This window comes from Sphingomicrobium clamense, assembly GCF_019264355.1.
GTDB lineage: Bacteria > Pseudomonadota > Alphaproteobacteria > Sphingomonadales > Sphingomonadaceae > Sphingomicrobium > Sphingomicrobium clamense.
This window is the reverse complement of sequence record NZ_JAHVAH010000001.1, coordinates 96,591-119,533: the sequence shown is the minus strand read 5'-3', so window position 1 is coordinate 119,533 and position 22,943 is coordinate 96,591. Positions and strand designations below refer to the sequence as shown.

The 22,943-nt window shown below is 62.1% G+C and carries 30 protein-coding genes and 1 tRNA gene; 12 read left to right on the top strand and 19 right to left on the bottom strand.

Annotated features, from left to right (window positions below; all coding sequences use genetic code 11):
- Nucleotides 1–241: 241 nt before the first annotated feature.
- Entirely contained in the window at nt 242–904 is a 663-nt protein-coding gene (locus KTQ36_RS00550; protein ID WP_218631847.1) for a CPBP family intramembrane glutamic endopeptidase, read from the bottom strand.
- Nucleotides 905–1,077: 173 nt separating this feature from the next.
- Nucleotides 1,078–1,386 (bottom strand): hypothetical protein, encoded by a 309-nt coding sequence (locus KTQ36_RS00545; RefSeq protein WP_218631846.1) that lies wholly within the window; start codon nt 1,384–1,386, stop codon nt 1,078–1,080.
- A gap of 443 nt (nt 1,387–1,829) precedes the next feature.
- On the opposite strand from KTQ36_RS00545, the gene KTQ36_RS00540 reads away from it, so the two are divergent.
- Both KTQ36_RS00540 and KTQ36_RS11525 read left to right on the top strand, forming a co-directional pair.
- A complete protein-coding gene (locus KTQ36_RS00540; protein WP_218631845.1) occupies nt 1,830–2,228 on the top strand; it encodes a DUF6232 family protein in 399 nt (132 codons plus the stop codon).
- A gap of 541 nt (nt 2,229–2,769) precedes the next feature.
- A complete protein-coding gene (locus KTQ36_RS11525; protein WP_425600722.1) occupies nt 2,770–3,411 on the top strand; it encodes a PilZ domain-containing protein in 642 nt (213 codons plus the stop codon).
- 404 nt (nt 3,412–3,815) lie between these two features.
- Here KTQ36_RS11525 and KTQ36_RS00535 read toward each other — a convergent pair whose 3' ends face one another.
- The 4 genes from KTQ36_RS00535 to KTQ36_RS00520 form a co-directional block, all read right to left on the bottom strand.
- Entirely contained in the window at nt 3,816–4,322 is a 507-nt protein-coding gene (locus KTQ36_RS00535; RefSeq protein WP_218631844.1) for a hypothetical protein, read from the bottom strand.
- Nucleotides 4,323–4,884: 562 nt separating this feature from the next.
- A complete protein-coding gene (locus tag KTQ36_RS00530) occupies nt 4,885–5,052 on the bottom strand; it encodes a helix-turn-helix domain-containing protein (RefSeq protein WP_218631843.1) in 168 nt (55 codons plus the stop codon).
- Nucleotides 5,053–5,286: 234 nt separating this feature from the next.
- The gene (locus KTQ36_RS00525) at nt 5,287–6,438 is read right to left on the bottom strand and encodes a tyrosine-type recombinase/integrase (protein WP_218631842.1); all 1,152 of its coding nucleotides are present in this window, start codon (nt 6,436–6,438) and stop codon (nt 5,287–5,289) included.
- 137 nt (nt 6,439–6,575) lie between these two features.
- A tRNA-Ser gene (locus KTQ36_RS00520) sits at nt 6,576–6,666 on the bottom strand.
- 66 nt (nt 6,667–6,732) lie between these two features.
- Between KTQ36_RS00520 and KTQ36_RS00515 the strand changes: the two genes are divergently transcribed.
- The 3 genes from KTQ36_RS00515 to KTQ36_RS00505 are packed head-to-tail and all read left to right on the top strand — an operon-like array spanning nt 6,733 to nt 8,317.
- Nucleotides 6,733–7,134 carry a metallopeptidase family protein gene (locus KTQ36_RS00515; RefSeq protein WP_218633749.1) on the top strand — a complete coding sequence of 134 codons (402 nt, stop codon included), beginning with the start codon at nt 6,733–6,735 and terminating at the stop codon, nt 7,132–7,134.
- Nucleotides 7,131–7,682 carry a heme ABC exporter ATP-binding protein CcmA gene (gene ccmA / locus KTQ36_RS00510; RefSeq protein ID WP_255553906.1) on the top strand — a complete coding sequence of 184 codons (552 nt, stop codon included), beginning with the start codon at nt 7,131–7,133 and terminating at the stop codon, nt 7,680–7,682. The genes KTQ36_RS00515 and ccmA overlap by 4 nt, the downstream gene beginning before the upstream one ends.
- A complete protein-coding gene (locus KTQ36_RS00505; protein WP_218631841.1) occupies nt 7,682–8,317 on the top strand; it encodes a heme exporter protein CcmB in 636 nt (211 codons plus the stop codon). Before ccmA ends, KTQ36_RS00505 begins: the two co-directional genes overlap by 1 nt.
- Here KTQ36_RS00505 and KTQ36_RS00500 read toward each other — a convergent pair.
- Genes KTQ36_RS00500 through KTQ36_RS00475 form a run of 7 tightly spaced genes read right to left on the bottom strand, consistent with a single transcriptional unit; the run spans nt 8,314 to nt 12,552 of the window.
- Complete coding sequence (locus KTQ36_RS00500) at nt 8,314–9,186, bottom strand: class I SAM-dependent rRNA methyltransferase (protein ID WP_218631840.1); 873 nt, start codon at nt 9,184–9,186, stop codon at nt 8,314–8,316. The two genes, KTQ36_RS00505 and KTQ36_RS00500, sit on opposite strands and share 4 nt — an antisense overlap.
- The gene (locus tag KTQ36_RS00495; RefSeq protein ID WP_218631839.1) at nt 9,183–9,758 is read right to left on the bottom strand and encodes an SURF1 family cytochrome oxidase biogenesis protein; all 576 of its coding nucleotides are present in this window, start codon (nt 9,756–9,758) and stop codon (nt 9,183–9,185) included. The genes KTQ36_RS00500 and KTQ36_RS00495 overlap by 4 nt, the downstream gene beginning before the upstream one ends.
- Nucleotides 9,755–10,138, bottom strand: coding sequence for a DUF983 domain-containing protein (locus KTQ36_RS00490; protein WP_345777643.1), 384 nt, complete (start codon nt 10,136–10,138; stop codon nt 9,755–9,757). Before KTQ36_RS00490 ends, KTQ36_RS00495 begins: the two co-directional genes overlap by 4 nt.
- Before the next feature lies 1 nt (nt 10,139).
- The gene (locus KTQ36_RS00485; RefSeq protein WP_218631838.1) at nt 10,140–10,967 is read right to left on the bottom strand and encodes a cytochrome c oxidase subunit 3; all 828 of its coding nucleotides are present in this window, start codon (nt 10,965–10,967) and stop codon (nt 10,140–10,142) included.
- 33 nt (nt 10,968–11,000) lie between these two features.
- Entirely contained in the window at nt 11,001–11,546 is a 546-nt protein-coding gene (locus KTQ36_RS00480; RefSeq protein WP_218631837.1) for a cytochrome c oxidase assembly protein, read from the bottom strand.
- On the bottom strand, nt 11,546–11,677 hold the full coding sequence (locus tag KTQ36_RS11255; protein WP_255553905.1) for a hypothetical protein: 132 nt from the start codon (nt 11,675–11,677) through the stop codon (nt 11,546–11,548). Before KTQ36_RS11255 ends, KTQ36_RS00480 begins: the two co-directional genes overlap by 1 nt.
- A complete protein-coding gene (locus KTQ36_RS00475; RefSeq protein WP_255553904.1) occupies nt 11,674–12,552 on the bottom strand; it encodes a heme o synthase in 879 nt (292 codons plus the stop codon). The genes KTQ36_RS11255 and KTQ36_RS00475 overlap by 4 nt, the downstream gene beginning before the upstream one ends.
- 122 nt (nt 12,553–12,674) lie before the next feature.
- Here KTQ36_RS00475 and KTQ36_RS00470 point away from each other — a divergent pair, with 122 nt between their 5' ends.
- Nucleotides 12,675–13,313: a peptidylprolyl isomerase gene (locus KTQ36_RS00470; protein WP_218631836.1), complete on the top strand. Its 639-nt coding sequence runs from the start codon at nt 12,675–12,677 to the stop codon at nt 13,311–13,313.
- A gap of 2 nt (nt 13,314–13,315) precedes the next feature.
- Here the strand turns inward: KTQ36_RS00470 and KTQ36_RS00465 are convergent, their stop codons facing one another.
- From KTQ36_RS00465 to coxB, 4 genes are all read right to left on the bottom strand, one after another.
- Nucleotides 13,316–13,606 (bottom strand): hypothetical protein, encoded by a 291-nt coding sequence (locus KTQ36_RS00465; protein ID WP_218631835.1) that lies wholly within the window; start codon nt 13,604–13,606, stop codon nt 13,316–13,318.
- Nucleotides 13,607–13,709: 103 nt separating this feature from the next.
- Nucleotides 13,710–14,126, bottom strand: coding sequence for an ester cyclase (locus KTQ36_RS00460; protein ID WP_218631834.1), 417 nt, complete (start codon nt 14,124–14,126; stop codon nt 13,710–13,712).
- Between the two features lie 183 nt (nt 14,127–14,309).
- Nucleotides 14,310–15,989 (bottom strand): cytochrome c oxidase subunit I, encoded by a 1,680-nt coding sequence (ctaD, locus tag KTQ36_RS00455; protein WP_218631833.1) that lies wholly within the window; start codon nt 15,987–15,989, stop codon nt 14,310–14,312.
- A 17-nt stretch (nt 15,990–16,006) separates the two neighbouring features.
- On the bottom strand, nt 16,007–17,035 hold the full coding sequence (gene coxB / locus KTQ36_RS00450) for a cytochrome c oxidase subunit II (protein WP_255553902.1): 1,029 nt from the start codon (nt 17,033–17,035) through the stop codon (nt 16,007–16,009).
- Between the two features lie 172 nt (nt 17,036–17,207).
- Between coxB and pyrE the strand changes: the two genes are divergently transcribed.
- From pyrE to KTQ36_RS00425, 5 genes are all read left to right on the top strand, one after another.
- The gene (gene pyrE / locus KTQ36_RS00445) at nt 17,208–17,786 is read left to right on the top strand and encodes an orotate phosphoribosyltransferase (RefSeq protein WP_218631832.1); all 579 of its coding nucleotides are present in this window, start codon (nt 17,208–17,210) and stop codon (nt 17,784–17,786) included.
- Nucleotides 17,783–18,541 (top strand): pyridoxine 5'-phosphate synthase, encoded by a 759-nt coding sequence (locus KTQ36_RS00440; RefSeq protein ID WP_218631831.1) that lies wholly within the window; start codon nt 17,783–17,785, stop codon nt 18,539–18,541. The genes pyrE and KTQ36_RS00440 overlap by 4 nt, the downstream gene beginning before the upstream one ends.
- A gap of 190 nt (nt 18,542–18,731) precedes the next feature.
- On the top strand, nt 18,732–19,133 hold the full coding sequence (acpS, locus tag KTQ36_RS00435; RefSeq protein WP_218631830.1) for a holo-ACP synthase: 402 nt from the start codon (nt 18,732–18,734) through the stop codon (nt 19,131–19,133).
- Nucleotides 19,130–20,077, top strand: coding sequence for a signal peptidase I (lepB, locus tag KTQ36_RS00430; RefSeq protein ID WP_218631829.1), 948 nt, complete (start codon nt 19,130–19,132; stop codon nt 20,075–20,077). The genes acpS and lepB overlap by 4 nt, the downstream gene beginning before the upstream one ends.
- 22 nt (nt 20,078–20,099) lie before the next feature.
- The gene (locus tag KTQ36_RS00425; RefSeq protein WP_218631828.1) at nt 20,100–21,167 is read left to right on the top strand and encodes an AI-2E family transporter; all 1,068 of its coding nucleotides are present in this window, start codon (nt 20,100–20,102) and stop codon (nt 21,165–21,167) included.
- Between the two features lie 35 nt (nt 21,168–21,202).
- On the opposite strand, the gene KTQ36_RS00420 is transcribed toward KTQ36_RS00425, so the two are convergent.
- Together KTQ36_RS00420 and rpsU are read right to left on the bottom strand one after the other, a co-directional pair.
- Nucleotides 21,203–21,706, bottom strand: a complete 504-nt coding sequence (locus tag KTQ36_RS00420; RefSeq protein ID WP_218631827.1) for an FKBP-type peptidyl-prolyl cis-trans isomerase — start codon at nt 21,704–21,706, stop codon at nt 21,203–21,205.
- A 33-nt stretch (nt 21,707–21,739) separates the two neighbouring features.
- The gene (gene rpsU / locus KTQ36_RS00415; RefSeq protein ID WP_183934334.1) at nt 21,740–21,946 is read right to left on the bottom strand and encodes a 30S ribosomal protein S21; all 207 of its coding nucleotides are present in this window, start codon (nt 21,944–21,946) and stop codon (nt 21,740–21,742) included.
- Nucleotides 21,947–22,218: 272 nt separating this feature from the next.
- Here rpsU and KTQ36_RS00410 point away from each other — a divergent pair, with 272 nt between their 5' ends.
- A complete protein-coding gene (locus KTQ36_RS00410; protein ID WP_218631826.1) occupies nt 22,219–22,896 on the top strand; it encodes a murein L,D-transpeptidase catalytic domain family protein in 678 nt (225 codons plus the stop codon).
- Nucleotides 22,897–22,943 lie beyond the last annotated feature (47 nt).

The window sequence follows — 22,943 nt, the reverse complement described above, 5'->3', positions numbered from 1 at the left end:
CTGTGTTAGCGATAGCGTGACGGAGCGGGACCGGTTTACGGTTTGCAACTCCCAAGGATTTGACCACCCCCTCCCCTCGCGCGCGTGCGCCCGCGAGCGTATTGGTATCTAAACCCATTCAGGTGATTGGAGCGGACTGTCCGCTAACGACCCAGATGCGGACATTGGTCCAAGCCTCAACCTCGCGCACCTAATCTGTCAGTCGGCCGGCCCCCATTCGAAGAGTTCCCATTTCCGCTTCTCAATACCAGCCGAAATAGAGGCTTGAGAGGCCCCAAACATCGATCATGGCGTGAGCGAGCATGCAAGTGAGCAGGTTTCGTTTGTTGCCTCGGAAGAACAGCCAGCCGAAAACTATGCCTGTGAGCGCGACGGCCGTCATGCCGACCATTCCCTGCTCGCTGTGCGGGAGCGCGAAAACGAAGCCGCCGAGGATTATCAGCACGGCGCGTGTTACCTTGCCATTGCCGAATAGTGCGGTGAGTTGGTGGAAGAAGAAACCCCGATAAACGATCTCTTCGGCGATCATAGCGCTGATCGCAGCTCCAGCGAAAAGCTTGAGAACTAACTCGAGATTACCCTTAAGAGCACCATAGGCCGAATAGTCGGTCTCGATCCCCATTGCGCCTTCGATCACCGGCATGATGCCTCGCGCAATGAGAAGAACTACCAGGAGGAAGCCGACGATCGCCCACCCCACGGTCGGACGCAGCGGACGCCTTCCAATCCCCATGCATTCTAAGTTTCCCGTCTCAAGCCACACAACAACCATAGCAAGCGCCGCGAATAACGGCACTTTCCATGGGAAGGCGATGGGGGCGAACATAGCGCCGACCATGAGCGCGATGGTGATGATGAGGCGTATCGCCGGATTGGTAAGAAGCGGAAGTCTGGACGCAGACATAAGTACCTATCTTGAATCGGAGACGTAACAACCCATCAGGGGCTAGCGCGGCTGCGCCTTGGCTGTCCAGTTCGACTAGCCCTAGCGGTGGAACTTGTTCCGTTCGTTCTATTTGCGCGGCGTCTCCTTCCCACCCCGAATCCGACCAGGCTGGCAACGACCCATGAGCCGACTTATTGATCCATAGTGACTAACCGATTGTCGAAATATCGATCTAGCTCCGCCTTCGCTTTGGCGGTCACAACAACGGCGTGCCGTCCATCGTGCGTGGCCCGATACTCGATCACGCCATGACGGCGTAGGCTCGCCGTAAAAGCTGCGGTCTGTCGAGGCGAGGAGCCGAAGTGGCAGATCAGGTCCTGAATTTTCGTTTGGTAGCCAAATATCTGGGCCTGATAGATGCTTATCAAGGCAACGATCGGCGCAATCTCAATGCCGTCCTTGCGTTCGTAGCGATAAAGCTCGTCGAGCAATTTCCCCACGAACGCTTTTCGCCGTGCAACCCGCTCACCGTGCGGCACGCCAGAGGTTCTGTTTCTTGTGAGCGAGTTAAGAACGGACGGCCCCCAAACCAGATTGGGTGGTACCGAGCAATCATAAGTCTAACGTCGTGCCAGCGCGAGACAAGCGGCAAATTGGATGAGCTCCCAACTCAAGTCACCGCTTCATTGAATATCACGTCGTTTGGCCTCGACAATCTGGGGGTGGGGCAACCGGTCACGCCGCACTCATGTGAAAACTTGACCAAAGTTACAGATGGGTGTTTCAGAGCTCTGCCGAATCGAATGTGGGAGAGTTCCGTGATTCGATCGATTTGGCTCGCGCTCTGTTTGCCGATCGTCTTGGGGGAGGCCTTGCTACTTGCCCACTCCGCACATCCTGGCACCCTCAATAAAGTCGTCGACTATGACGGCGACGGCTGCGAATGAAACAGGATCAATTGGGGGCGCTATCCATAGGCTGCGATGTTGTGGAGATTGGCCCCCAGGACTTCAATCTCGACGCTATCGTCAATTTCGCTATCGAGACGGAGACTGTCCGCAAAGGGAACGCTTTGCTGATCGCTGGACTGCTTGCTCTGGTCGGTGGGCTGTTCTTCCTGACTTCACCGTCATGGCTGGAAGCAGTTTTCGTTGGCGCCATAGGCATCGTGGCATATCGGGCTTGGCTGGAGAGCTCCGCGCCGAAGTATCATCTTATCCTTGAAACAGGGTCAGCGCGGGTCCGAGCTTACAGCTCGAGGTCGAAAGAGCAGGTGTTAGGTCTTCGCGACGCCCTTGAGGAAGCGGGCGGTGCGCCGCTCGAAAAGGAGGCATTGAGTTGACCTGAGCGGTGCCTTTTCAGGCCATCGCGGCAAGATCGGAAACGATGCCCTAATGAATTTGCGACCCTCGATCGGTGACGAAATGAAAGAGGCTCTCGTTGCTAAGCAGCGAGAGCCTCTAGGCTTTCCAGGACCAGTGAAAAGCAAGTCGAGCATCCAGTGGAGAGATGATGCCCTTCGTGACCAACCATCATTAAATCCGGACGGGTTAAGCAAAGATCGATGATCTGTTCGTTCTGGCGAGACATTGGGGCGTAAAGCAGGTGCTTTGACAGGAAGGTCGCATCTACGCGGTTAGCGACACTGACTGTCCTTTCGCGACATATGTCTCCTCGCTCGAATGAATTCTACAGCGACAGCTTCCAACCCAATCGACCGGACAGCGAACGGCCCGATTACCGACATCGAGTAAGTCGTCAGCTTGACGTCCCAGAATCGATCTAGCGGAGAATGACCCAGACCAAGACCTCACAACAAACAATCTAACCAAATTGAACAGATTGCTAATCTGACGTTTCCCCTTGTCACATATTTTCGTTGAATGAGCGCGATTGCACCACTGCTTGCCAACACGAGCAGGAAAGACGAAAACCGCCGCAGAGATGCTCGGTCAAACGTCCTTATGGCTGGAAAGCTGGCCTCAGCAACACGAGTAGAGCCGGTGCAGATACGTGATGTGTCGCGCGGCGGTGCTCTGTTGGTAGGGAATATCGCTGCACCATTAGGGTCTGCCTTTGTATTGCAGATTAAGAACTTTTCGCTTCCTTGCCGCCTCGCCTGGTCTTCTGCGGCGAGAGCCGGAATCGCATTCGACGAGCCATTTACGGATTATGAAAGGCTTAGCCGGCGAGGAAGGGGACAGGCAGAAGTTGACACAAAGATCGCGCAGGTCAGGGCAGGAGTGGCTCCGAATTTACTCGAAGTAGAGCAGTGTTCGATCGGTTCGAAGCTTTCGCCGCGGATCGCAGAGGAAATGAGAAGCCTCCAGCGGCGATTAGAAAGTCTTGGCGACTCATTGGCGAACGACCCTATCTTGATGTTTAGGTATCAGCGTCAGCTCCAAGACATCGATGTCATGATGCAGATATTAGGTCATCTTGCTACTGTCACCGAAGCCGATGATCATGTCACAGCTGCGATGTCCATCGGCCGAGAGGCACTACGACGGCGCTTGCTCCGGTGAAGCTGTTCCCGGACCACTTTATGGCCGTATTTCTACTCGACTTGTAGGAAAGGACGGGTGTGTCTCGGAAGAGAGTCTTCGAGAAAGAATTTGAAGCTGCTACGAAGGCAGCCGAAAATGCATCGACCATGATCGAGCAGGAAATATATCTAGACTTGGCTTCCTTCTGTCGGCGAAATCTCTACGATGCCAAGCTCTCTTGCCGTACGCAAAACTATAGCTAAGCGCCCCCGGTAAATGCCTCATTCTTGCGGCTAGGCCGCTTCAGGTAGGCGCCGCTACAAGGCAATCAACAGACGGCCCACGTGCGTACTTTAATGAACGTCCGCGAACTGTTCGGTTAGCTGATTGTCGGATCCAGTCTTATCGCTATTCAATGGCCGCTTTCCACCCCATTGCGGACGTTAGCCCAAGTTCTGCGTTCGCCCGGCTCGCTTCCCAATGATGAGACCGCCTTCGCCGTAAAGTTCTAAGCTGCGCTCTTTGCCCAAATCCGCATCCACCCCTTTCAGGAAGTAGCGTAAGAGCACATCGGCATTCGCTTCATAAAATGGACCGCCCACGCGGCTGGCGGCCAGCGTCCCGCCAATAACTTTCACCACGCTCACTCCCTTGCGGCATGTACCGCCTGCCTGTTCGATCCAGCGCCGCGTATTGCCGCGTAGTTTCGCGGTCTCAGGCACATGCATGGCAATGTGGACGTGACAGCCTTTTCCGTCACCATTCTCGCGCACCCAGGCGGCGGCAAAGCGATCCCGCCTCCGGCAGTAGCGTCCGGCAGGAGCGAGCAAGCGCCCAACAAATGCGGCCCCATCTTCGTTGGTAATCCCTGCCCGCTCGTGGTGGACCGTCCAATGCCGATTAAAGGGCACGCCCAGTTCGATCGATCTCGCAAACGCAAGTTGCAGCATGTTTGCCTGCTTTGGCGAAAGGTACCAGCTGCGACGGTTCTTGTTGTTACGAGCACCACCCCAATTGGAGCGACGGCGCGGGGATAAGCCCCTACTCTTATAAGATTGCAAGGCGCGTGCCATCCTTCACGCACGGCCTGTTTCCCGCCTGTTTTAACAGGCGCGGATTGGCGCATGCGTCCAAGTTTCAAGTTGGTCGAAAATCAGGTGGGGACGACAGGCATTTTCCCGCCGCCCCCAGCCGATCAGCTCTCGCTGTTCTTTCGCTGTATTATCACCGAAGAGCACTGCGACGAACGAGTCCAGCCGCCACGCCGTTTGCGGACTCGCTCAGCGCGCTTGGGCGGCTTTGACGGCCTCTGCATGTGCCAGGGGCGGGCATCGCGCTTCCTGACGCTCCAACGGTCCATTAAACGCCGATAACAAACGGGCATGTCGCGCTTTAGCCGCTTGCAGAAATTGCCCTCTTTGGCGTAAGGGGAGGTCGAAGGTTTCAAGTGGGGACTTTCATGCCCTTCGGTCGTTGCCGCGACCGGGGGGCTTTCCTTTGGTGGCCTGTCGGTCATGCAGCCTCCCCGCCACGTGCAGGCAAGTTGGCCGCCCAGGCTTCGGCATCCTTGCGCGCAACGCGCGTTGCCGATCCCAGCTTCCGGATCCGCAACCGTCCCGCTGCGATCTCGCGGTAGGCGGTCGTCCTTCCGACGCTGTAGCGCGCCAGAAAGTCGTTCATTCAAAAGTTCAGGCACTTCCATCTTTCCTCCTTCGCGGGCCTTGGCCGCGCATGTTCACCAGGGAACATCCTGGCAACACAAAGGATGAGAAAAGTAGGATTCGTACGCAAGAGTCATTTCCGTGCCCGACGCTCCGTCAACCCTTGCGTTTCAGAAAATCGGCAGAAAACCCCAAGAATTCTAGCAAGAAATATTTTTGTTCTTCGACGCGCATCTACATGACAAGCTCAAGATCACGTCGAACAGGACTGCATCCATTCTCCAAATCGAATCATCATCTTGCGCCGCTTTTCCAACATCGACCCGCGCCGGTAAGCGGCCTCAGTTTTGTCTGCGATGACATGCGCCAACGCCGCTTCTGCAAGATCGCCTTGAAAGTCGGTACATTCCGCCACCCAGTCTCTGAACGTTGACCGGAATCCGTGGACCGTGGCGTCTACGTCCAAGTCGCGCAGCACCTTGGTCAGCGTCATGTCGCTCAGCGGCTGGCCACGCTTCATCCCTGGAAAGATGAAGTTGCTGTCGCCACGTCGGTAGGGCCTGGCGCGCTCAAGCACGTCCAGCGCCTCGTCAGACAGCGGCACGACATGTTCGCGCCCCGCCTTCATTCTTTCGGCTGGCACCGTCCATAGCTTGGCCTTCTTGTCGATCTCATCCCACGTCGCCAGCCGCACCTCGCCCGATCGCGCCGCCGTGAGGATTGCGAACTCCAAGGCCAGCCGCCCGATTGTCTCTTTGTTTTTTAAGGCTACGGAAAACTCGGGAAGCTCCGCATAGGGCAAGGCGCGATGGTGCTTCACTTTTGCCCGTTGCTTGGGCAGCGACTTATCGATGACAGGCAAGGCAAGTGACGTCTCGCGATACCCCTTCGCCACCGCCCAATCGATCACCGTGTTGATACGCTGCCGGAGCCTCCGGCCCGTTTCGCCCTTGGTCAGCCAGATTGGAATGAGCGCGTCTCTCACGTCGGCTTCGGTAACCTGCGAGACCGGACGGTCGCCAAAAGCGGGAAAGGCATAGGTTTTCAGCGTGGAAAGCCATTGCGCGCGGTGCTTGGCGTTCTTCCACCCCTTCTTCTGTTCGGCATGCACCTTGATGGCCGCCTCGCGAAATGTCGGAATGCCAGCCGCTTTCTTGCGCTCGGCAATGGGATCGACGCCGATCTCGACCTGGGTGCGGACTTCAGCCGCACGTTCCCGCGCCAATTTCAATGGCACCTTTTTCGCACTGCCCAAGCCAATGTCGCGGCGGCGGCCATCCTTTTGGACTCGCACGACCCAGCTTTTCGACCCGCCTTTTCCGACCACGAGGTAAAGCCCGTCGCCATCGCCATAGCGCCCCGGATTGCTTGCTGCCTTGACTGCCGTTGCCGTGAGTCGTGCCATGTTCTTCCCACACTGTTTCCCACACCGTAAGGCGGCTGGCGAGAAACGGCAAGAAACAACAGCAAACAGTTTTTCTTTGAATTCCTTGATTTTTAATCAAGTCTGGGAACGACAGCGAACGGCTGGAAAAGGACAAATGGCGGAGCGGGTGGGATTCGAACCCACGATACGGGGTTACCGTATACACACTTTCCAGGCGTGCGCCTTCGACCACTCGGCCACCGCTCCGCGCCGCGTGCGGCTTTAGGGGGGAAGGCTTTGCGTTTCAAGCGCCCTGCCGATAAGCCCCAATCGATGGACGAGCGTTTCGGCACAGCCCCCTCGGCAGAGGAGATGGAGGCAATCGCGCGCGCCGCGATGGAGGGGTTGCCCGAGCCTTTCGCGCAGCACTTGGGCGCGGTCGTGTTGCAGGTCGAGGAATTCGCCGATGCGGAGACGCTCAAGGCAATGGAGATCGAAAATCCGTTCGAGCTCACCGGCATCTACGAAGGGCTTCCGATCAACGAACGAAGCGTCGAGCATTCGGGCACCATGCCCGACCGCGTGCGCCTCTTTCGCCGCCCGATCCTCGACGAGTGGGCCGAGCGCGGTAACGAGCGTCTCGACCATCTCGTCCGCCACGTGCTGATCCACGAGATCGGCCATCATTTCGGCTTCTCGGACGAGGACATGCACGCGCTCGAGGAGCAGGTTTGAGCGCGCTGCTCACCATGATGGACGTGGCCTGCCTGCGCGGCGGGAGGATGCTCTTCGAGGGACTCGACCTGACGTTGCATCCTGGCGAGGCCGTGCACGTCACCGGCGCTAACGGCAGCGGTAAATCGAGCCTGATCCGGCTGGTGGCGGGGCTGCTTGCGCCGGCCGCGGGAAGTATCGATCGCGCCGACTGTGCGCTGGCCGATGAAAAGCTCGCGCTCGACCGCGAGCTCTCGCTCGACCGGGCGCTCGCATTCTGGATCGACGATCCCGCGCGCCGTTCCTCGGCGCTGGCCGCGATGGGGCTCGAGATCGGGCAGGTGCCAGTGCGGCTCTTGTCGACCGGACAGCGCCAGCGCGCCCGGCTGGCGCGCGTGGTCGCATCGGACGCGCCGCTCTGGCTGCTCGACGAACCATTGAACGGGCTCGACCAGGACGCAGTAGGCTTGCTGGACACGGCAGTCCGAAATCATCTCGACAATGGCGGGGCAGTGCTGGCGGCAAGCCATGTCCCGATGGCGGGCGACTGGCGGAGCCTTGCGCTGTGATGGGCCGGCTCATCGTCCGCGACCTTCGCGCCGCATTGGTCTCCAGCGCGTGGCTGCCGATCGTCTTCTTCCTGCTGGTCGTCACGCTGGTGCCCTTCGCCATCGGTCCCGACGCGCGCACGCTGGCGCGGGTCGGTCCCGGTATGGTGTGGGTCGCGGCCTTCCTGTCCGCCTTGCTCCCCGTCGACCGGCTGGTCGCGCCGGACCTCGAGGACGGCACGCTCGACCAGCTGGCGATCAAGGGGGCGAGCGAGGAGATGGTAGCGAGCGCCAAGATCATTGCCCATTGGCTCGCCTTCGCGCCGCTTCTGCTAATCGCCTGCTTTCCCGCGGCGGCCCTGCTCGCGCTCGACGGCGAGCAGCTGCGCCACTTGTTGCTGGCGCTGGCGATCGGGACGCCCGGCCTGGCGGGGCTCACCGTGGCCGTGGCCGCGTTGACCGCGGGGCTTCCGCGGGCCTCGGCGCTTGCGGGCATGCTGACCCTGCCGTTGGCCGTGCCGCTGCTGATCTTCGGCGTCGGCGCAAGCGGCACGGATCCGATGGGCGCGCTCCAGCTCGTCGCGGCCATGTCGCTGATCCTGTTGGCAGGGAGCCCGTTCGTGGCGGGCGCCGCGATCCGCGCGTCGCGGACCTAGTCGCGGACGTAGCGGGCGAAAATCGCGGTCGGCAGCGTGAGGCCGCGCGCTTCCTCGCGCACCGCCATCTCGCCCATCTCGACCCGGCCGGGCAGGTGCGCGGTCGCCTGGGCGACCAGCTCTCCGATCGCTAGCGCACTCATCCGCACCGCATAGACGGTCAGGATCATGAAGCGGCTGTCGGCATCCAGCAGCTTGGCGCAGTTATTGACGAGCGGTGCCAGTCCTTCTTCCAGCTGCCAACGCTCGCCCTTGGGTCCACGTCCGAATTTGGGCGGGTCGAGCATGATGCCGTCATAGCGCCGTTCGCGCCGCACCTCGCGCGCCGCGAACTTGCCTGCATCTTCGACCAGCCAGCGAATGGGCTTGTCGGCCATGCCTGATAGCTCGGCGTTGCGCCGCGCGCCCTCGACAGACTTCTTCGATGCATCGACATGCACGCAATGCGCGCCGACATCGGCGGCCTGCAGCGTGCCGACCCCGGTATAGCCGAACAGGTTGAGAAATTGCGGGTCGGACAACCCCGAAAGTTGTTCGCGCGCAAAATCCCAATGCGGCGCCATGTCGGGGAAAAAGCCGAGGTGTCGAAAAGGCGTCAAACTGGCGTGGAATTTGACGTTTCCACGGGCTGATTCCCACACCCCCGGCACCTTGGGCGTGGCGTTCCAGCGCCCGCCGCCTTCGGCATCGCTACCCGGCACGAATTCGGCATCGGCCTGCCAGTCCGAATTCGCCGGCGCCCACATGGCCTGCGGCTCGGGCCGGATCACGGTGACGTCGCCATAGCGCTCGAGCTTGCGCCCGTTACCGCTGTCGAGCAGCGTGCACGCGTCCCACGGTTCGGTGACGAGGGTGAAAAGTTCGCTCATGACGACGCCTCATCACGCCGCCGCTTGGTAAGCGCAAGCCCGTAAATCACCCCCGCAATAAGCGCGAAGGCGAACCACTGGACAGCATAAGCGAGGTGGTTGTTGGGGATGGAGGAGGCATCGGGCTCCTTGCTCGTCTGGAGCCCCGCCAATCCGGTATCGGACACGAGGCGCACGCCGAATTTGGCGTCGGTCCCGATCAGGCCGCTGACCTCGCCGCCCTGCCAGTCGGTGCCCGCGACCGGTTCGCGGCTCCAGCCGATTTCGACTGCAGCGCGACGTTCGCCCACGAGGCATTCCGCCACGTGGACATAGGCAATCTCGCCCTCCTCGTTTGCGCCCGTCTCATGCCGCCAATCCTCGACGCGGTCGCAGGTCAGCGAGGATCGGCGGTAGAGCGGGTAGGGTGATTCGGTGGGCTCGATCGGGTAGCGAACGGCGTCCAGTCCCGCCGCCGCGTCGTAGGATGCCAGCAACTCTTCCTTCCACGCCTTGCGCTCGAGCTGCCAAAGGCCAAGGCCGATCATGGTCGCGACGGCGGCAGCGACGATCAGGTGGGTCAGCCACTTCATTTGCGCAACCGCCCTTCACGCGCGTCGGTGCGATATTCTTGCACCAGCAGGGCCGCCTTCCCCCAACGCAGGCCCAGAAGTGTCAGGCCGACCAGGATCGGTAGCCACACGATATGCGCCGCGAACGGTGGCGCGAAGGCCAGCTCCACCCAGATCGCGCCGACCGCGATCATCGCGCCCAGAATCAAGATGAGGAAGGCCGCGGGGCCGTCGCCTACGTTGAACTTCTCGAAGTCGAGATCGCAGGCGCGGCATCGGTCGGACAGTTTCGCGACGCCGTCGAACAGCGTGCGCTCGCCGCAGCGCGGACACAGTCCCGAAAAGGAAGCGGCGGCGAGCGTAGGCCCACCGCCGCCATTGGTGATCTCGTGGTCGCCCACCTTAGTGGATCGGGGCGCCCCAGCTGCCCCAGACGTAAACCGCCACGAACAGGAACAGCCACACGACGTCGACGAAGTGCCAGTACCAGGCCGCCGCTTCGAAGCCGAAATGCTGCTTGGGCGTGAAGTGGCCCTTCTGCGCGCGCAGGTAGCAAATGACGAGGAAGATGGTGCCGACGATGACGTGAAAGCCATGGAAGCCGGTCGCCATATAGAAGGTTGCGGTGTAGATGTTGCCGCCGTTGATGTTCGAGAAGGCGAACGGCGCGTGGGCATATTCGTACGCCTGGATCGCGGTGAAGATCAGGCCCAGCACAATCGTAGCGAGCAGGCCCTTCTTGAGCCCGTCGCGGTTGCCGTGAATGAGGCTGTGATGCGCCCAGGTGATGGTCGTGCCCGAGCAGAGCAGGATCAGCGTGTTGAGCAGCGGATAGCCGAACGGGTCGATGACTTCCTGGCCCGCGGGAGGATAGGTGCCGCCGATCGCCTCGACCGAACTCGGGAAGAGCGCGGCGTCGAAAAAGGCCCAGAACCAGGCGACGAAGAACATGACCTCCGACGCGATGAAGAGGATCATGCCGTAGCGCAGGTGCAGCTGAACCACCGGGGTGTGATCGCCCGCATGCGCCTCGGCGATGACATCGCGCCACCACAGGAACATGGTCGCCAGCACGCCCATCAGGCCGAGCAGGAACACGAAGCTTCCGCCCGCATAGTCGTTCATCCACATGACGCCGCCACCGGTCAGCGCGACGGCGCTGAGCGACCCGATCAGGGGCCAGGGGCTGGGCGGGAGGATGTGATAGTCGTGGTTGGTCTTACCGGCCATGAAATCTCGTCCTGTTGACTCGTTGGGGCGGCTCTAGCCGCTGGTGGAAGGATTTTCCACCGGGAAAAATGTGTAGCTCAAGGTGATCTCGTCGATATGCGCGGTGAGCGGGTCCTCGGCGATCTTGGGATCGACGAAGAAGATCACGGGCATCTCCACCTTCTCGCCCGGGCGCAGCGTCTGCTCGGTGAAGCAGAAACACTCGATTTTGGAGAAATACTGGCCGGCCTGGACGGGCGACACGTTGAAGGTCGCGGTGCCGGTGGTGGGCCGTGCGAGCGTGTTGGCGGCGGTATAGTTGACGACGGTGCGTGCCCCCGGGGCGATGCGGACCTTCTCGGGCGCTTCGAACCGCCACGGCACGCCGTTGACGTTCGAATCGAAGCGCACCCCGATCTCGCCCTCGATCGCACCCGGCGCGGTGTCGGCGACCTGCGTCGTACCGCCAAAGCCGGTCACCTGGCAGAAGATGCGGTAGAGCGGGACGCTGGCGAAGGCGAGCGCGAGCATGCCCGCCGCGAACAGCGCCATGCGCAGCGCGACCTTCTTGTTGGCATCCTGGATCGCGAGTTCGCTCATCAGCCGGCGACTGCCATCTTGGCGATGGTGATCCCGAAGACGAGGATCACGAAGCCGATCAACAGCAAGGCGGTCCATCGCGAGCGCGCCTTCTGGACGGCGCGGATCTGTTCGTCGGTGGGCTGGGTCATGAAAGGAGCATCCTGTCGACAACGAGCGCTGCGAACAGCACGAAGAGATATAGAATCGAAAAGCCGAATAGCTGTTTTTCGGGTTTCATGCCCGATGGCTCTTGGGCCGTGTTCAAGAGCACGCGGAGCGACAGCAGCAGGAAGACGGCGTTGAGCGCGACGCTCGCCCATCCGTAGATCGCACCCACCAGCCCCAGCGGCCACGGGGCGATGGCGGCGGCGACCATCGGCAGCGTATAGACGAATTGCTGGATGCGCGTGGCTTTCAACCCCGAGACGACCGGGAGCATGGGCACGCCGGCATTGCCGTAATCGCTCTTGATGAACAGGCTCAGCGCCCAGAAATGCGGGGGCGTCCACAGGAAGATGATCGCAAACAGCAGCACCGGCAGCAGCGCAAGCTCGCCCGTCGCCGCGACCCAGCCAATCAGCGGCGGGAAGGCGCCAGCCGCGCCACCGATGACGATGTTCTGCGCCGTCCGACGCTTGAGCCACATCGTGTAGATGATCACGTAGAACAGGATCGAAATGGCGAGCCACAGCGCGGCGTGCCAGTTGGTCGCGAACCCCATGAGGATGACCGAGAAGAAGCTGAGCCCTACGCCAAAATGCAACGCTGTCTCGCGGGTCATGCGACCGGCAGGAAGCGGGCGGCCCGCGGTGCGCTTCATCTTCGCGTCGAGGTCGGCCTCGTACCACTGGTTGAGCGCCCCGGCGGCCCCAGCGCCGACCGCGATGCACAGCACCGCAGTAAAAGCGAGCACCCATGGCATGGCTATCGGCGCGGCGATCAGTCCGCACAGGCCGGTGAAGACGACTAGGCTCATCACCCTCGGCTTGGTGAGGGCGAACAGGTCGCGCGGGGACGCGGGCATCAATGCCGGGTCCATCACGATGGGGGTGGAGCTTTGAGTCACTGCGCGGGCCTATAAGGCCTTGTGCGCACGAAAAAAAGCTTCAGCTTCGGTCAAGCCGTTTCGCACTATAGGATGAAGCCATGACGAATCGTCTCGCCCTTGCGGCCATTGCCGCCGCCAGCCTCTTTGCCGCCCCCGCTTCAGCGCAGGAGGCAAGGCCGGCCGGGTCTCCGCCACCAAGCGCATTCATGGAGGAAGCCGCGCCTGAAGCGGCATCGGTAGAGCAGCTCGTCCGCGTGCGCCTGTCGACCGAAAAAGGCGACATCGTGCTGGCGCTCGACGAGGGGCGCGCGCCGATCACCGTCGCCAACTTCCTCGCTTATCTCGACAAAGGATGGCTCGACGGCCAGCCATTCTACCGCGCCATGCCGTTTGGCGAAGGCGGGTTGATCCAGGGCGGCGTGCGCGACGGCAGCAAACTTCTCCCGCCGATCGAGCATGAAGCGAGCGCCGATACCGGGCTCAAGCATGAGCGCGGGACCATCTCGATGGCCAATGCCGGCCCGGGCACCGCGCGCAACGACTTCTTCATCATGCTCTCGCCGGTCGAAAGCTTCGACGCGAGCTTCGCGCCCTTCGGTCAGGTCATCGAGGGCATGGACGTGGTCGAGGCCATCTTCAACGCGCCCGTCGATCCGGAAGCGGGCGAGGGCGCGATGAAGGGCCAGATGATCGCCGACCCGATCGAAATCGTGTCGGCGACCCGCATCGAGGAATAGGCTCAGCTGCCCAAGTTGGTGAACACGCCGACGGCCAGTTCCGCCCACAACCACAGAAAGGCGAGCACGGCGACGCCAATGCCGACCGCCTTGCCGCGCGCCGATTTGGACACCCGGCTGACGAACTCGATGCCGAGGCCCAGCAGGCCGAGCAGAACGGTCATGATCAGGAAGTCGCCCGGGCCCCAGGCAACGCCTTCTGCGCCGGCCATCATGGCAATGGCGGGCAGCGCAAGCAGGGCGGCGAGCGCGGTCCACAGGTAGATCCGCCATTGATTGATCGATTTTGTCATTGGTCATTCCTCTGCATCGTTGAGATGCTCCTGTCGTGGCCGATCACCCCGTGAAAGCCATGAGCAAAAGATGAGGAAGCGCTGAAAAGCGTGGAATTGCCGGCTATTCTGCCCAGCCGAGCTGGCGCAGCGAATGACCGTCATTCCAGATCTTGGTCATGTGGCAGATTTTGTCGCCGTCGAATTCCATGATGTAGGCATAGTCTGCCGCGACGCTCTTGCCCGTCGGCGGCCCGTTCCCGGCATCGACCGTGTGCGTGGCCTTGAAGATTCCCGTGCCGATGACCTTCTGACGATCCTCGTCGACCGCAAAGCCGGTCAGCTCGTAATGTCCGTCTGGGCAGGGCACGAACATGCTCGCAAGCCAATCGGTATAGTCGGCCAGCGTATCGATCCCGTCGACGATGTCCGCCTGGGCGGCGAAGGTCGCATTGTCGTGGCAATATTGGCGGCAGCCGTCCCACCCTTTCCCGGTCTCGCAGGCATCGAAGAAATTACGGGCGGTGTCACGAATGGTCATGGAGAATCCCCTGGTTCGATGGTCAAAGCAAACGGGCCGCCAGACTTGGTGACTAACCTGCGTTACGAACTTTGGCCGGAGTTGGGAAGCAGGCATTGCGCACCAAACCGCGCCTCGGTGGCCGAGACGAAAAAGGCCGCCCCTTTCGGGACGGCCTCTTCCTTGTTCTTGCCGTGTCGAAGACTAGTCGATCTTCGGCAGCGTTTCGAACTGGTGGTAGGGCGGCGGGCTCGAAAGCGTCCATTCGAGCGTCGTCGCGCCTTCGCCCCATTCATTGTCCGGCGCAGGCTTGCCCTTGGCCAACGACCAGAAGACGTTGACGAAGAAGATCACCATGCTCGCGGCCATGATGACATAGCCGTAGCTCGAGATCTCGTTCCACGCCGCGTAGGCTTCCGGATAGTCCGGGATACGGCGCGGCATGCCGTCGAGGCCGAGGAAGTGCTGCGGGAAGAAGATGATGTTCACGCCTGCGAACATCACGAAGAAGTGCAGCTTGCCGAGAAACTCGTTGTAGCGCTTCCCGCTCATCTTCCCGAACCAGTAGTAGAAACCGGCAAACAGGCCGAACACCGCGCCCAGCGAGAGCACGTAGTGGAAGTGCGCGACCACGTAGTAGGTGTCGTGCATGTAGTTATCGACACCACCGTTCGCGAGCACGACGCCGGTGACGCCGCCCACGGTGAACAGGAAGATGAAGCCGATCGCCCACAGCATCGGCGTCTCGAAGGTGATCGAGCCGCCCCACATGGTGGCGATCCAGCTGAAGATCTTCACGCCGGTCGGGACCGCGATGATCATCGTCGCGGCGGTGAAGTACATCTTGGTATTCACGTCCATGCCGATCGTGAACATGTGGTGCGCCCACACGACGAAGCCGACGACGCCGATCGCGACCATGGCGTAGGCCATGCCGAGATAGCCGAAGACGGGCTTGCGGCTGAACGTGGCGATGATCTGGCTGACGATGCCGAAGGCCGGCAGGATCATGATGTACACTTCGGGGTGGCCGAAGAACCAGAACAGGTGCTGGTAAAGGATCGGGTCCCCACCGCCAGCGGCATCGAAGAAGGTCGTGCCGAAGTTACGGTCGGTCAGCAGCATCGTGATCGCGCCTGCGAGCACCGGCAGCGCCAGCAGCAGCAGGAAGGCGGTGACCAGCACCGACCAAACGAACAGCGGCATTTTGTGCAGGGTCATGCCCGGCGCGCGCATGTTGAAGATGGTGGTGATGAAGTTGACCGCGCCCAGGATCGAGGCGGCACCCGCAAGGTGGAGCGAGAAGATCGCCATGTCGACCGACGGGCCGACCGAACCGCTGGTCGACAGCGGTGCGTAGACGGTCCAGCCGGTGCCTGCGCCCATGCCCGTGCCGCCCGGCACCAGCGCCGATCCCAGGAGCAGGACGAACGCCGCGACGGTGAGCCAGAACGAGATGTTGTTCATGCGCGGGAAGGCCATGTCGGGCGCGCCGATCATAAGCGGTACGAACCAGTTACCGAAGCCGCCGATCAGCGCGGGCATGACCATGAAGAAGACCATGATCAGGCCGTGCGCGGTGATCAGCACGTTCCAGTGATGTAGAGCCTGGTCGAAGGTCGCGTCCGAACCGGCGCCGAAGGGCCAGCCCATCGTGTTCAGATACTGGATGCCCGGCTCGGCCAGTTCGAGGCGCATGATGCCGGAGAAGGCACCGCCGATGATCCCCGCGACGATCGCGAAGATCAGGTAAAGCGTCCCGATATCCTTGTGGTTGGTCGACATGAACCAGCGGGCGAAGAAGCCCGGCTTGTGGTCCGCGTCGTGATGCGCGTGCGCGTCGTCATGTGCCTGAAGCGGGAGCGCGTCTGCGGTGGTTGCCATTGATTCGTCTCTCTCGTTTAGGCTTCGACAGCGGCTTCGGCCGCTTCTTCAGCGCCGGCTTCATCGCCAGCTTCAATTGCGTCTGCTTCCGATTCGGCGTCTTCGGCGGCCAGTTCGACACCCGGGAGCGAACCGCCCTTCGAGGCGACCCAGGCGTTGAACTGCTCTTCGGGAACCACTTCGACCGCGACCGGCATGTAGCCGTGACGCGCGCCGCACAGTTCGGAGCACATGCCGAAATAGACGCCCGGACGGTCGACCTTGACCCAGGTCTCGTTGATGCGACCCGGGACCGCGTCCATCTTGGTCCAGAAGGCCGGGACGGCGAAGGCGTGGATCACGTCGGCGGAGGTGACGAGGAACTTCACCGTCTTGCCCGCAGGAATGACGATGCGCTCGTCGACCGCGAGGAGCGCGGGACCGTCCGCGTCGGTGCGATAGCGCGCGCCCTCGGCCAGCGTCGGGTCGTCTTGCTCCTTGAGCATGTTCGAGACGAGATCGACGCCATGGTCGGGATATTCGTAGGTCCAGTACCACTGGTTGCCGATTACCTTGACCGTCACGTCGGCCGGCGGAGCGTTATACTGGGCGTTGATCAGCTTGATCGAGGGCACCGCGATGGCGACCAGGATCAGCACCGGCACGACCGTCCAGATCACTTCGATCATCGTGTTGTGGCTGGTGCGGCTGGGCTCCGGGTTGGCGCTACGGCGGAAGCGGATCATCGCATAGCCGAGCAGCGCAAGCACGAAGATCGAGATCACCACGCACAGGACGAGCAGCCAGTTATTGTGGAAGTCCGCCGCCTGCTGGCCGATGTCGGTATACTGGTCCTGAAGGCCCATGCGTCCGTCGGGAATGCCGACCGCCGGTTCGGGGGTCAGCGGCATGTAGGCGCCTTCGATCTCGGTTCCGGTGTCGACCGCAACGGCCGTTTCGGCAGCGGTGTCGGCGGTCGGCTCGACCGTTTCGGTGGCCGCAGCCATCGCGTTCGGCGCCATGAAGGCTGCGGCCGCCGCGATTACCCATCCCATAAGTTTCATCATCACCCCAGTAGGCTTGGTCGTGGTACGGGGCGAGACACCCCTAAGGATTGGCGCGCCTTATAGGGAGGTGACCCCAAAGGCTCAAGCGGGTCTATAGACCTTATTTTCGCATCCTTTACGAGGCGGCCTCCACCGCCTATCGGAAGGCCGTCATACCAGTGGAGGGAGCGCGATGACGAGGGAAGAAATTCTGGCCGAATTCAAGAGCGCCGACGCGCTGCTCGAAGGCCATTTCATCCTCTCCTCCGGGCTGCGCAGTCCCAACTATCTGCAATGCGCCCGAGTCCTCATGAATCCCCACCGTGCAGCCCGCCTGGCAGAGGCGCTGGCGGCCAAGCTTCCCGACGAGATTCGTGGCTCGATCGAGGCGGTCGTTTCGCCGGCCATGGGCGGGGTCATCATCGGCCATGAAATGGGCCGCGCGCTGGGCGTCGATGCCATGTTTCTCGAGCGTCCCGACGGGGTCTTCCACCTGCGCCGCGGCTTCGCGCTGGAGCCCGGGACGAAGGTGTTGATGGTCGAGGACGTCGTCACCACCGGCCTGTCGAGCCGCGAGGCGATCAAGGCGATTCGCGAAGAGGGCGGCGAGGTCGTCGCGGCGGCCAGCCTCGTCGACCGCTCGGGCGGCACCGACCTCGGCGTCCCCTTCACCCCGCTCATCGCGCTCGACATTCCGACCTACGAGCCCGACTCCCTTCCGCCCGAGCTGGAGGCGATCGAGGCGATCAAGCCGGGCAGCCGCAAGGGGTGACCGACCGGCTTCGTCCCCATCGCCTCCGATTGGGCGTCAATATCGACCATGTCGCGACCGTGCGGAATGCGCGCGGGGGCGATCATCCCGATCCGGTGCGCGCGGCGGAAATCGTGGCAAGCGTCGGCGGCGACGGCATCACCGCGCACCTGCGTGAGGATCGCCGCCATATCCGCGATGCCGACCTGCGCCGGATCCAGGACGCGACCGACCTGCCACTGAATCTTGAAATGGCGGCAACCGAGGAAATGCTCGAGATCGCGCTGCGCCATTCACCCCATGCCGCCTGCATCGTCCCGGAAAAGCGTGAGGAGCGGACGACCGAGGGCGGGCTCGATGCGGCGGGTCAGCATAACCACCTTGCGCCGTTCGTCGCACGGCTCAACGATGCCGGCATCCGTACCAGCCTGTTCATCGAGGCGAGCGAGCGCCAGCTCGACGCCGCGCACCGGCTCGGCGCGCCCGTGGTCGAATTCCACACGGGCGAATATGCGCACGCTTTCCTCGACGGCGATAGCGAGAAGCTGGCGTCGGAGCTAAAGCGCATCACCGACATGGCCGCGCTCGCCGCCAAGAACGGGATCGAGCCACACGCGGGCCATGGCCTCACTTACGAAAACGTCCAGCCCATCGCCGCCATCCCCCAGATCGCGGAGCTCAATATCGGCCACTATCTGGTCGGCGAAGCGATCTTCGTCGGGCTGGAAGAAAGCGTCCGCAAGATGCGCGACCTGATGGACGAGGCGCGCGGATGATCTCCAAAGCCCTGATCGTCCTGATGCTCATTAGAATGGGAGCGATGCTCATACTAATCGGGCTAATAATCGCCGCCATGCTATTCGATAAGCCAACGGGCGGCGCGTTCATGTCCACTGTTTGGCTTATCGTGGGCACGATCGTTTTGACAGCCTTGCTGCATATTTATTCGAAGATTGCGAGGCGTTCATGATCGTCGGGCTTGGCAGCGACCTGTGCAATATCGAGCGGATCCAGTCCTCGCTCGACCGCTTCGGCGATCGCTTCCTCCAGCGCAGCTTTACCGAGACCGAGCGCGCCAAGGCCAAGCGCCGACCTTTCACCGCCGCTGGCACGCTCGCCAAGCGCTTCGCGGCCAAGGAAGCATTCTCCAAGGCGGTGGGCACGGGCTTCAAGCGCGGCGTCTATATGAAGGATATCGGCGTGGTGAATGCCCCCTCGGGCGCGCCGACGCTCGAACTCACCAACGGCGCGAAGGCGCGGCTTGACGAACTCACCCCCGATGGCCACCGAATGCTGGTTCATCTGACCCTCACCGACGATCATCCATGGGCGCAGGCCTTCGTGATCCTGGAAGCCCTGCCCGAATGACCACCGCCGTGACGACGCCCACTCCGACCCCCAGCCCCGACAAGAAAAAGACGCCGCTCCAGAAGGGCCGCGATTTCCTGCGCGCGAGCATGGACGAGATTCGCGCCATGCTGTGGGTGCTGTTGGCTGTGCTCGTCTTCCATAGCTTCGTTGCCAAGCCCTTCTACATCCCCTCGGAATCGATGATGCCCGCGCTGATCGAGGGTGACCGGCTGGTGGTGACCAAATATCCCTACGGCTACAGCTATGTCTCGCCGACCATTCCCAACCCGGCGGCAGTCGCGCGCAACATCTTCGGCGACGGCCCGGCCGAGCCCTGGAACATCACCCTCCCGCCCATGAAGGGCCGACTGTTTGGCTCGTACCCCGAACGCGGAGATACGGTGATCGTGACCCCGCCCGGCCGCGACGAGGACTATATCAAGCGCGTCATCGGCCTGCCCGGCGACACGATCGCCATGACGTCGGGCCGGCTGGTCATCAACGGGGTCGCGGTGGCGATCGAGCGTCGTCCGCAGGCGATGATCCCGGTCGATCCCAATGCGCCGTGCGGCATCCGCGAATTTCCCGGACATCGCGTCCGCGCAGAGGACGGCAACCTTTATTGTCGCCTTCCGATCGTGCGCGAAACGCTGCCCAACGGGGTAAGCTACGACACGATCGACCTGTTCAATTCGGCCGCCGACGACTTCGACCCGATCACGATCCCCGAGGGCCATGTCTGGCTGATGGGCGACAATCGCGACCGCAGCTCGGACAGCCGCTTCCCGCTCGAGGCGAACGGGTTGGGCGGTCCGGTGCCGGTCGAGAATATCGGCGGCCGCGCCGAATTCATCACCTTCTCGCTCGACGGGACCGCAACGCTCAATCCGCTGACATGGTGGCAAAGCTTGCGCGAAGGACGAAGCTGGGTCAGCTTGGGCAGCGACACCGACACCGAATAATATCGAACAAGGGGGCAAGTGCATGAGTGAAGCCAACCAGCAAGGACCCGGCCCCACCGAAATTCACGATCCGCGCCTGCGGTTCGAATTCAAGCGCGCGGCGATCTGGATCGGCATGGTCTTGCTGGCGGCGGGCGTGGTGGTTCTTGCCGGACCGCTGATGCTGATCGCGGGCGGCATGGTGTTCGCGGTTATGCTCGATGGCGGCACTCGCCTCCTCGGGCGCGTGCTCCCGATCGCGCGCGGCTGGCGTCTGGCGATGGTCATCCTCGCGACCTTCGCCTTCCTCGGTTGGGTCTTCTGGTGGGCAGGCACTTCTCTTGCCGGTCAGTTCGGCGAACTGCGCGATGCCGTGACGGTGCAGGCCAATCGCCTGCTCGACTGGGCCGCGAGCAGCGGCTTCTTCCCCGACGCCGACTTCTCGATGGTGTCCGGACAGGTGGTCGGCTCGGTCGGGCGCGTCACCTCCATCCTCGGGTCTGCCGTCGGCGGGCTGGCGGCAGGGTTGATGATCCTGGTCATCGGCATCTTCATCGCCGCCGAACCGCGCCTCTACGACCGTGGCATCGCCTGGATGCTGCCGACCGAGAGCCGCTCGACCTTTTACGAAATCTCCGACCGCGTCGGCTACAATTTGCGCCGCCTGCTTGCGGGCCGCCTGGTCGGCATGGCGTTCGAGGGTGTGTTCACCTACGTCATGCTGCTGATCGGGGGCGTGCCGCTCGCTGCGTTGCTCGGCCTGCTGACCGGTCTGCTCGCCTTCATCCCGAACATCGGGGCGATCATCTCGGGCCTGTTGATGGTCGCGGTCGGCTTCTCCGCCGGGACCGAACAGGGCCTGTGGGCAATCTTCGTCTATTTCTTCGTCCAGAATGTCGACGGCTACATCGTCATTCCGATGATCGCGAAAAAGACGGTCGACCTCGCGCCCGCATTGGTGCTGGCGATGCAGCTGATCATGGGCACGCTGTTCGGCTTCCTCGGCCTGCTGCTTGCCGACCCGATCGTCGCTGCGATCAAGGCCGCGCTCGAAGCCTATGCCGAAGAGAAAAACGAGCCGGCGACCGAAACGAAAACGCCGCCCGGTTAGGGCGGCGCTTTCTCGCTTGCGATCCTTGGGTTCGCCTATTGCGGCGGCAGGCCCTGCTGCTGTTGCTGCTGCACCATCAGCGCGGCGCCGCGCACGACCGATTCGATCTCGACATCGAATTCCAGGTCGCTGTTGGCGGGGATCGGCCCGTTATCCTGGTCGCCATAGGCCAGCTCGGACGGGATGACGACGCGGTAGCTGCCGCCTTCGCGCATCTTCAACAGCGCCTCGCGAAAACCCGGAACCACGCCGTTAGGCAGCATCGGGACCGGTCGGCCGTCGCTCGAATCGAACACGGTGCCATCGAGCAGGCGACCTTCGTAAATGACGAATGCGCCGTCATCGACGGTGATCAGCTCGCCGTCGCCCTCTTCGAGCACGCGGAACTGCAGTCCGCTGTCGGTGACCTCACCCTTGAGCGGCGCGGTCGCGCAATAGGCGAGCGCAAAGGCCGCCGCGACGAGCGCGGCGATGGCCAGCCACAATTTGAGGACCGAACCCTTGGCAATCGGCCGAAGCGGGACCTGGCTCACCGACATATTGAGATCCTTCAGGGAAGGAGGGAGAGGGGCTTAGCGGCCGCCTTCACGCTCGATGCGCTTACGCTCGAGCTTACGCGCACGACGGATCGCGGCGGCACGTTCGCGCGCACGCTTTTCCGACGGCTTCTCGTAGTGACGACGCAGCTTCATTTCGCGATAGACGCCCTCACGCTGCAGCTTCTTTTTCAGCGCGCGCAGCGCCTGGTCGACATTATTGTCGCGAACGATGATCTGCATAAAAGCCTTCAACTCCAAATCGGTTTGGGCATCGGCCGAATCGCAAATGGCTGAAACCCGAGGAAAATTGGCCTGCGCAGCCAGTGGCGCGCTGGTGAAGGCGGCCCATTAGCAGCGGGGTCGATGGAAGGCAACCTTAAACGGGCGTGTCGGAACGCGCGATGAATAGGACAAGTCGACGGCTTGGCGCGACGAAATGATAACATCCTAAGGCGACATTAAGTCTTTGGTTGCTATAGAAAATCTTCAGTTACCGGGGAGGGGTTAACCAAATGGAATTCGATCGTCGTCGTATGTTGCGTGCCGGTTTGGCGGGCGCCGGAGGGCTTGTCTTGTCCTCGCCGCTGCTGGCGCGTCGCCAGGACGCGATGCAGTTCCGTGAAGTCGGATCGCCGCCGGTGCGCGTGCATCGCGGTCCCGCGACCCCGACGCCGCAGGGCGTCAATCCCGCGCTGATCGAACGCGCTCGCGCGGCGCTCGATCGCCACGCGGGCCAGGTGCGCCATCGCGATTCGGTCGGGATCGTCGACTTCGACAAGCATTCGTCCGAAAAGCGCTTCCACCTTGTCCACATGGCCTCGGGCACGGTCGAAAGCTTCTATACGACGCACGGGCGCGGATCGGATCGCGGCCATACCGGCTATCTCCAGAAATTCTCGAACACGGTGAACAGCCTGGCGACCTCGTCGGGTGCTTACGTCACCGCAAACCAGTATCGCGGCAAGTACGGCCTCTCGATGAAGCTGCACGGGCTCGACTTTTCGAACAGCAATGCCTGGGACCGCGCAATCGTCATGCACCCGGCCTGGTATGCCGAGGCCGACATGGTGCGCAAACACGGTAAGCTGGGGCGCAGCGAGGGCTGCTTCGCCTTCGGCCAGCGCGACCACTGGCTGCTGTTGAACCGGCTCGGCGACGGTCGACTGATCTACGCCGACAAACTGGCCTAGGCCGACAACGAGTTTCCCATGGAAAAGGCCGGCCCCCGCGAGGGAGC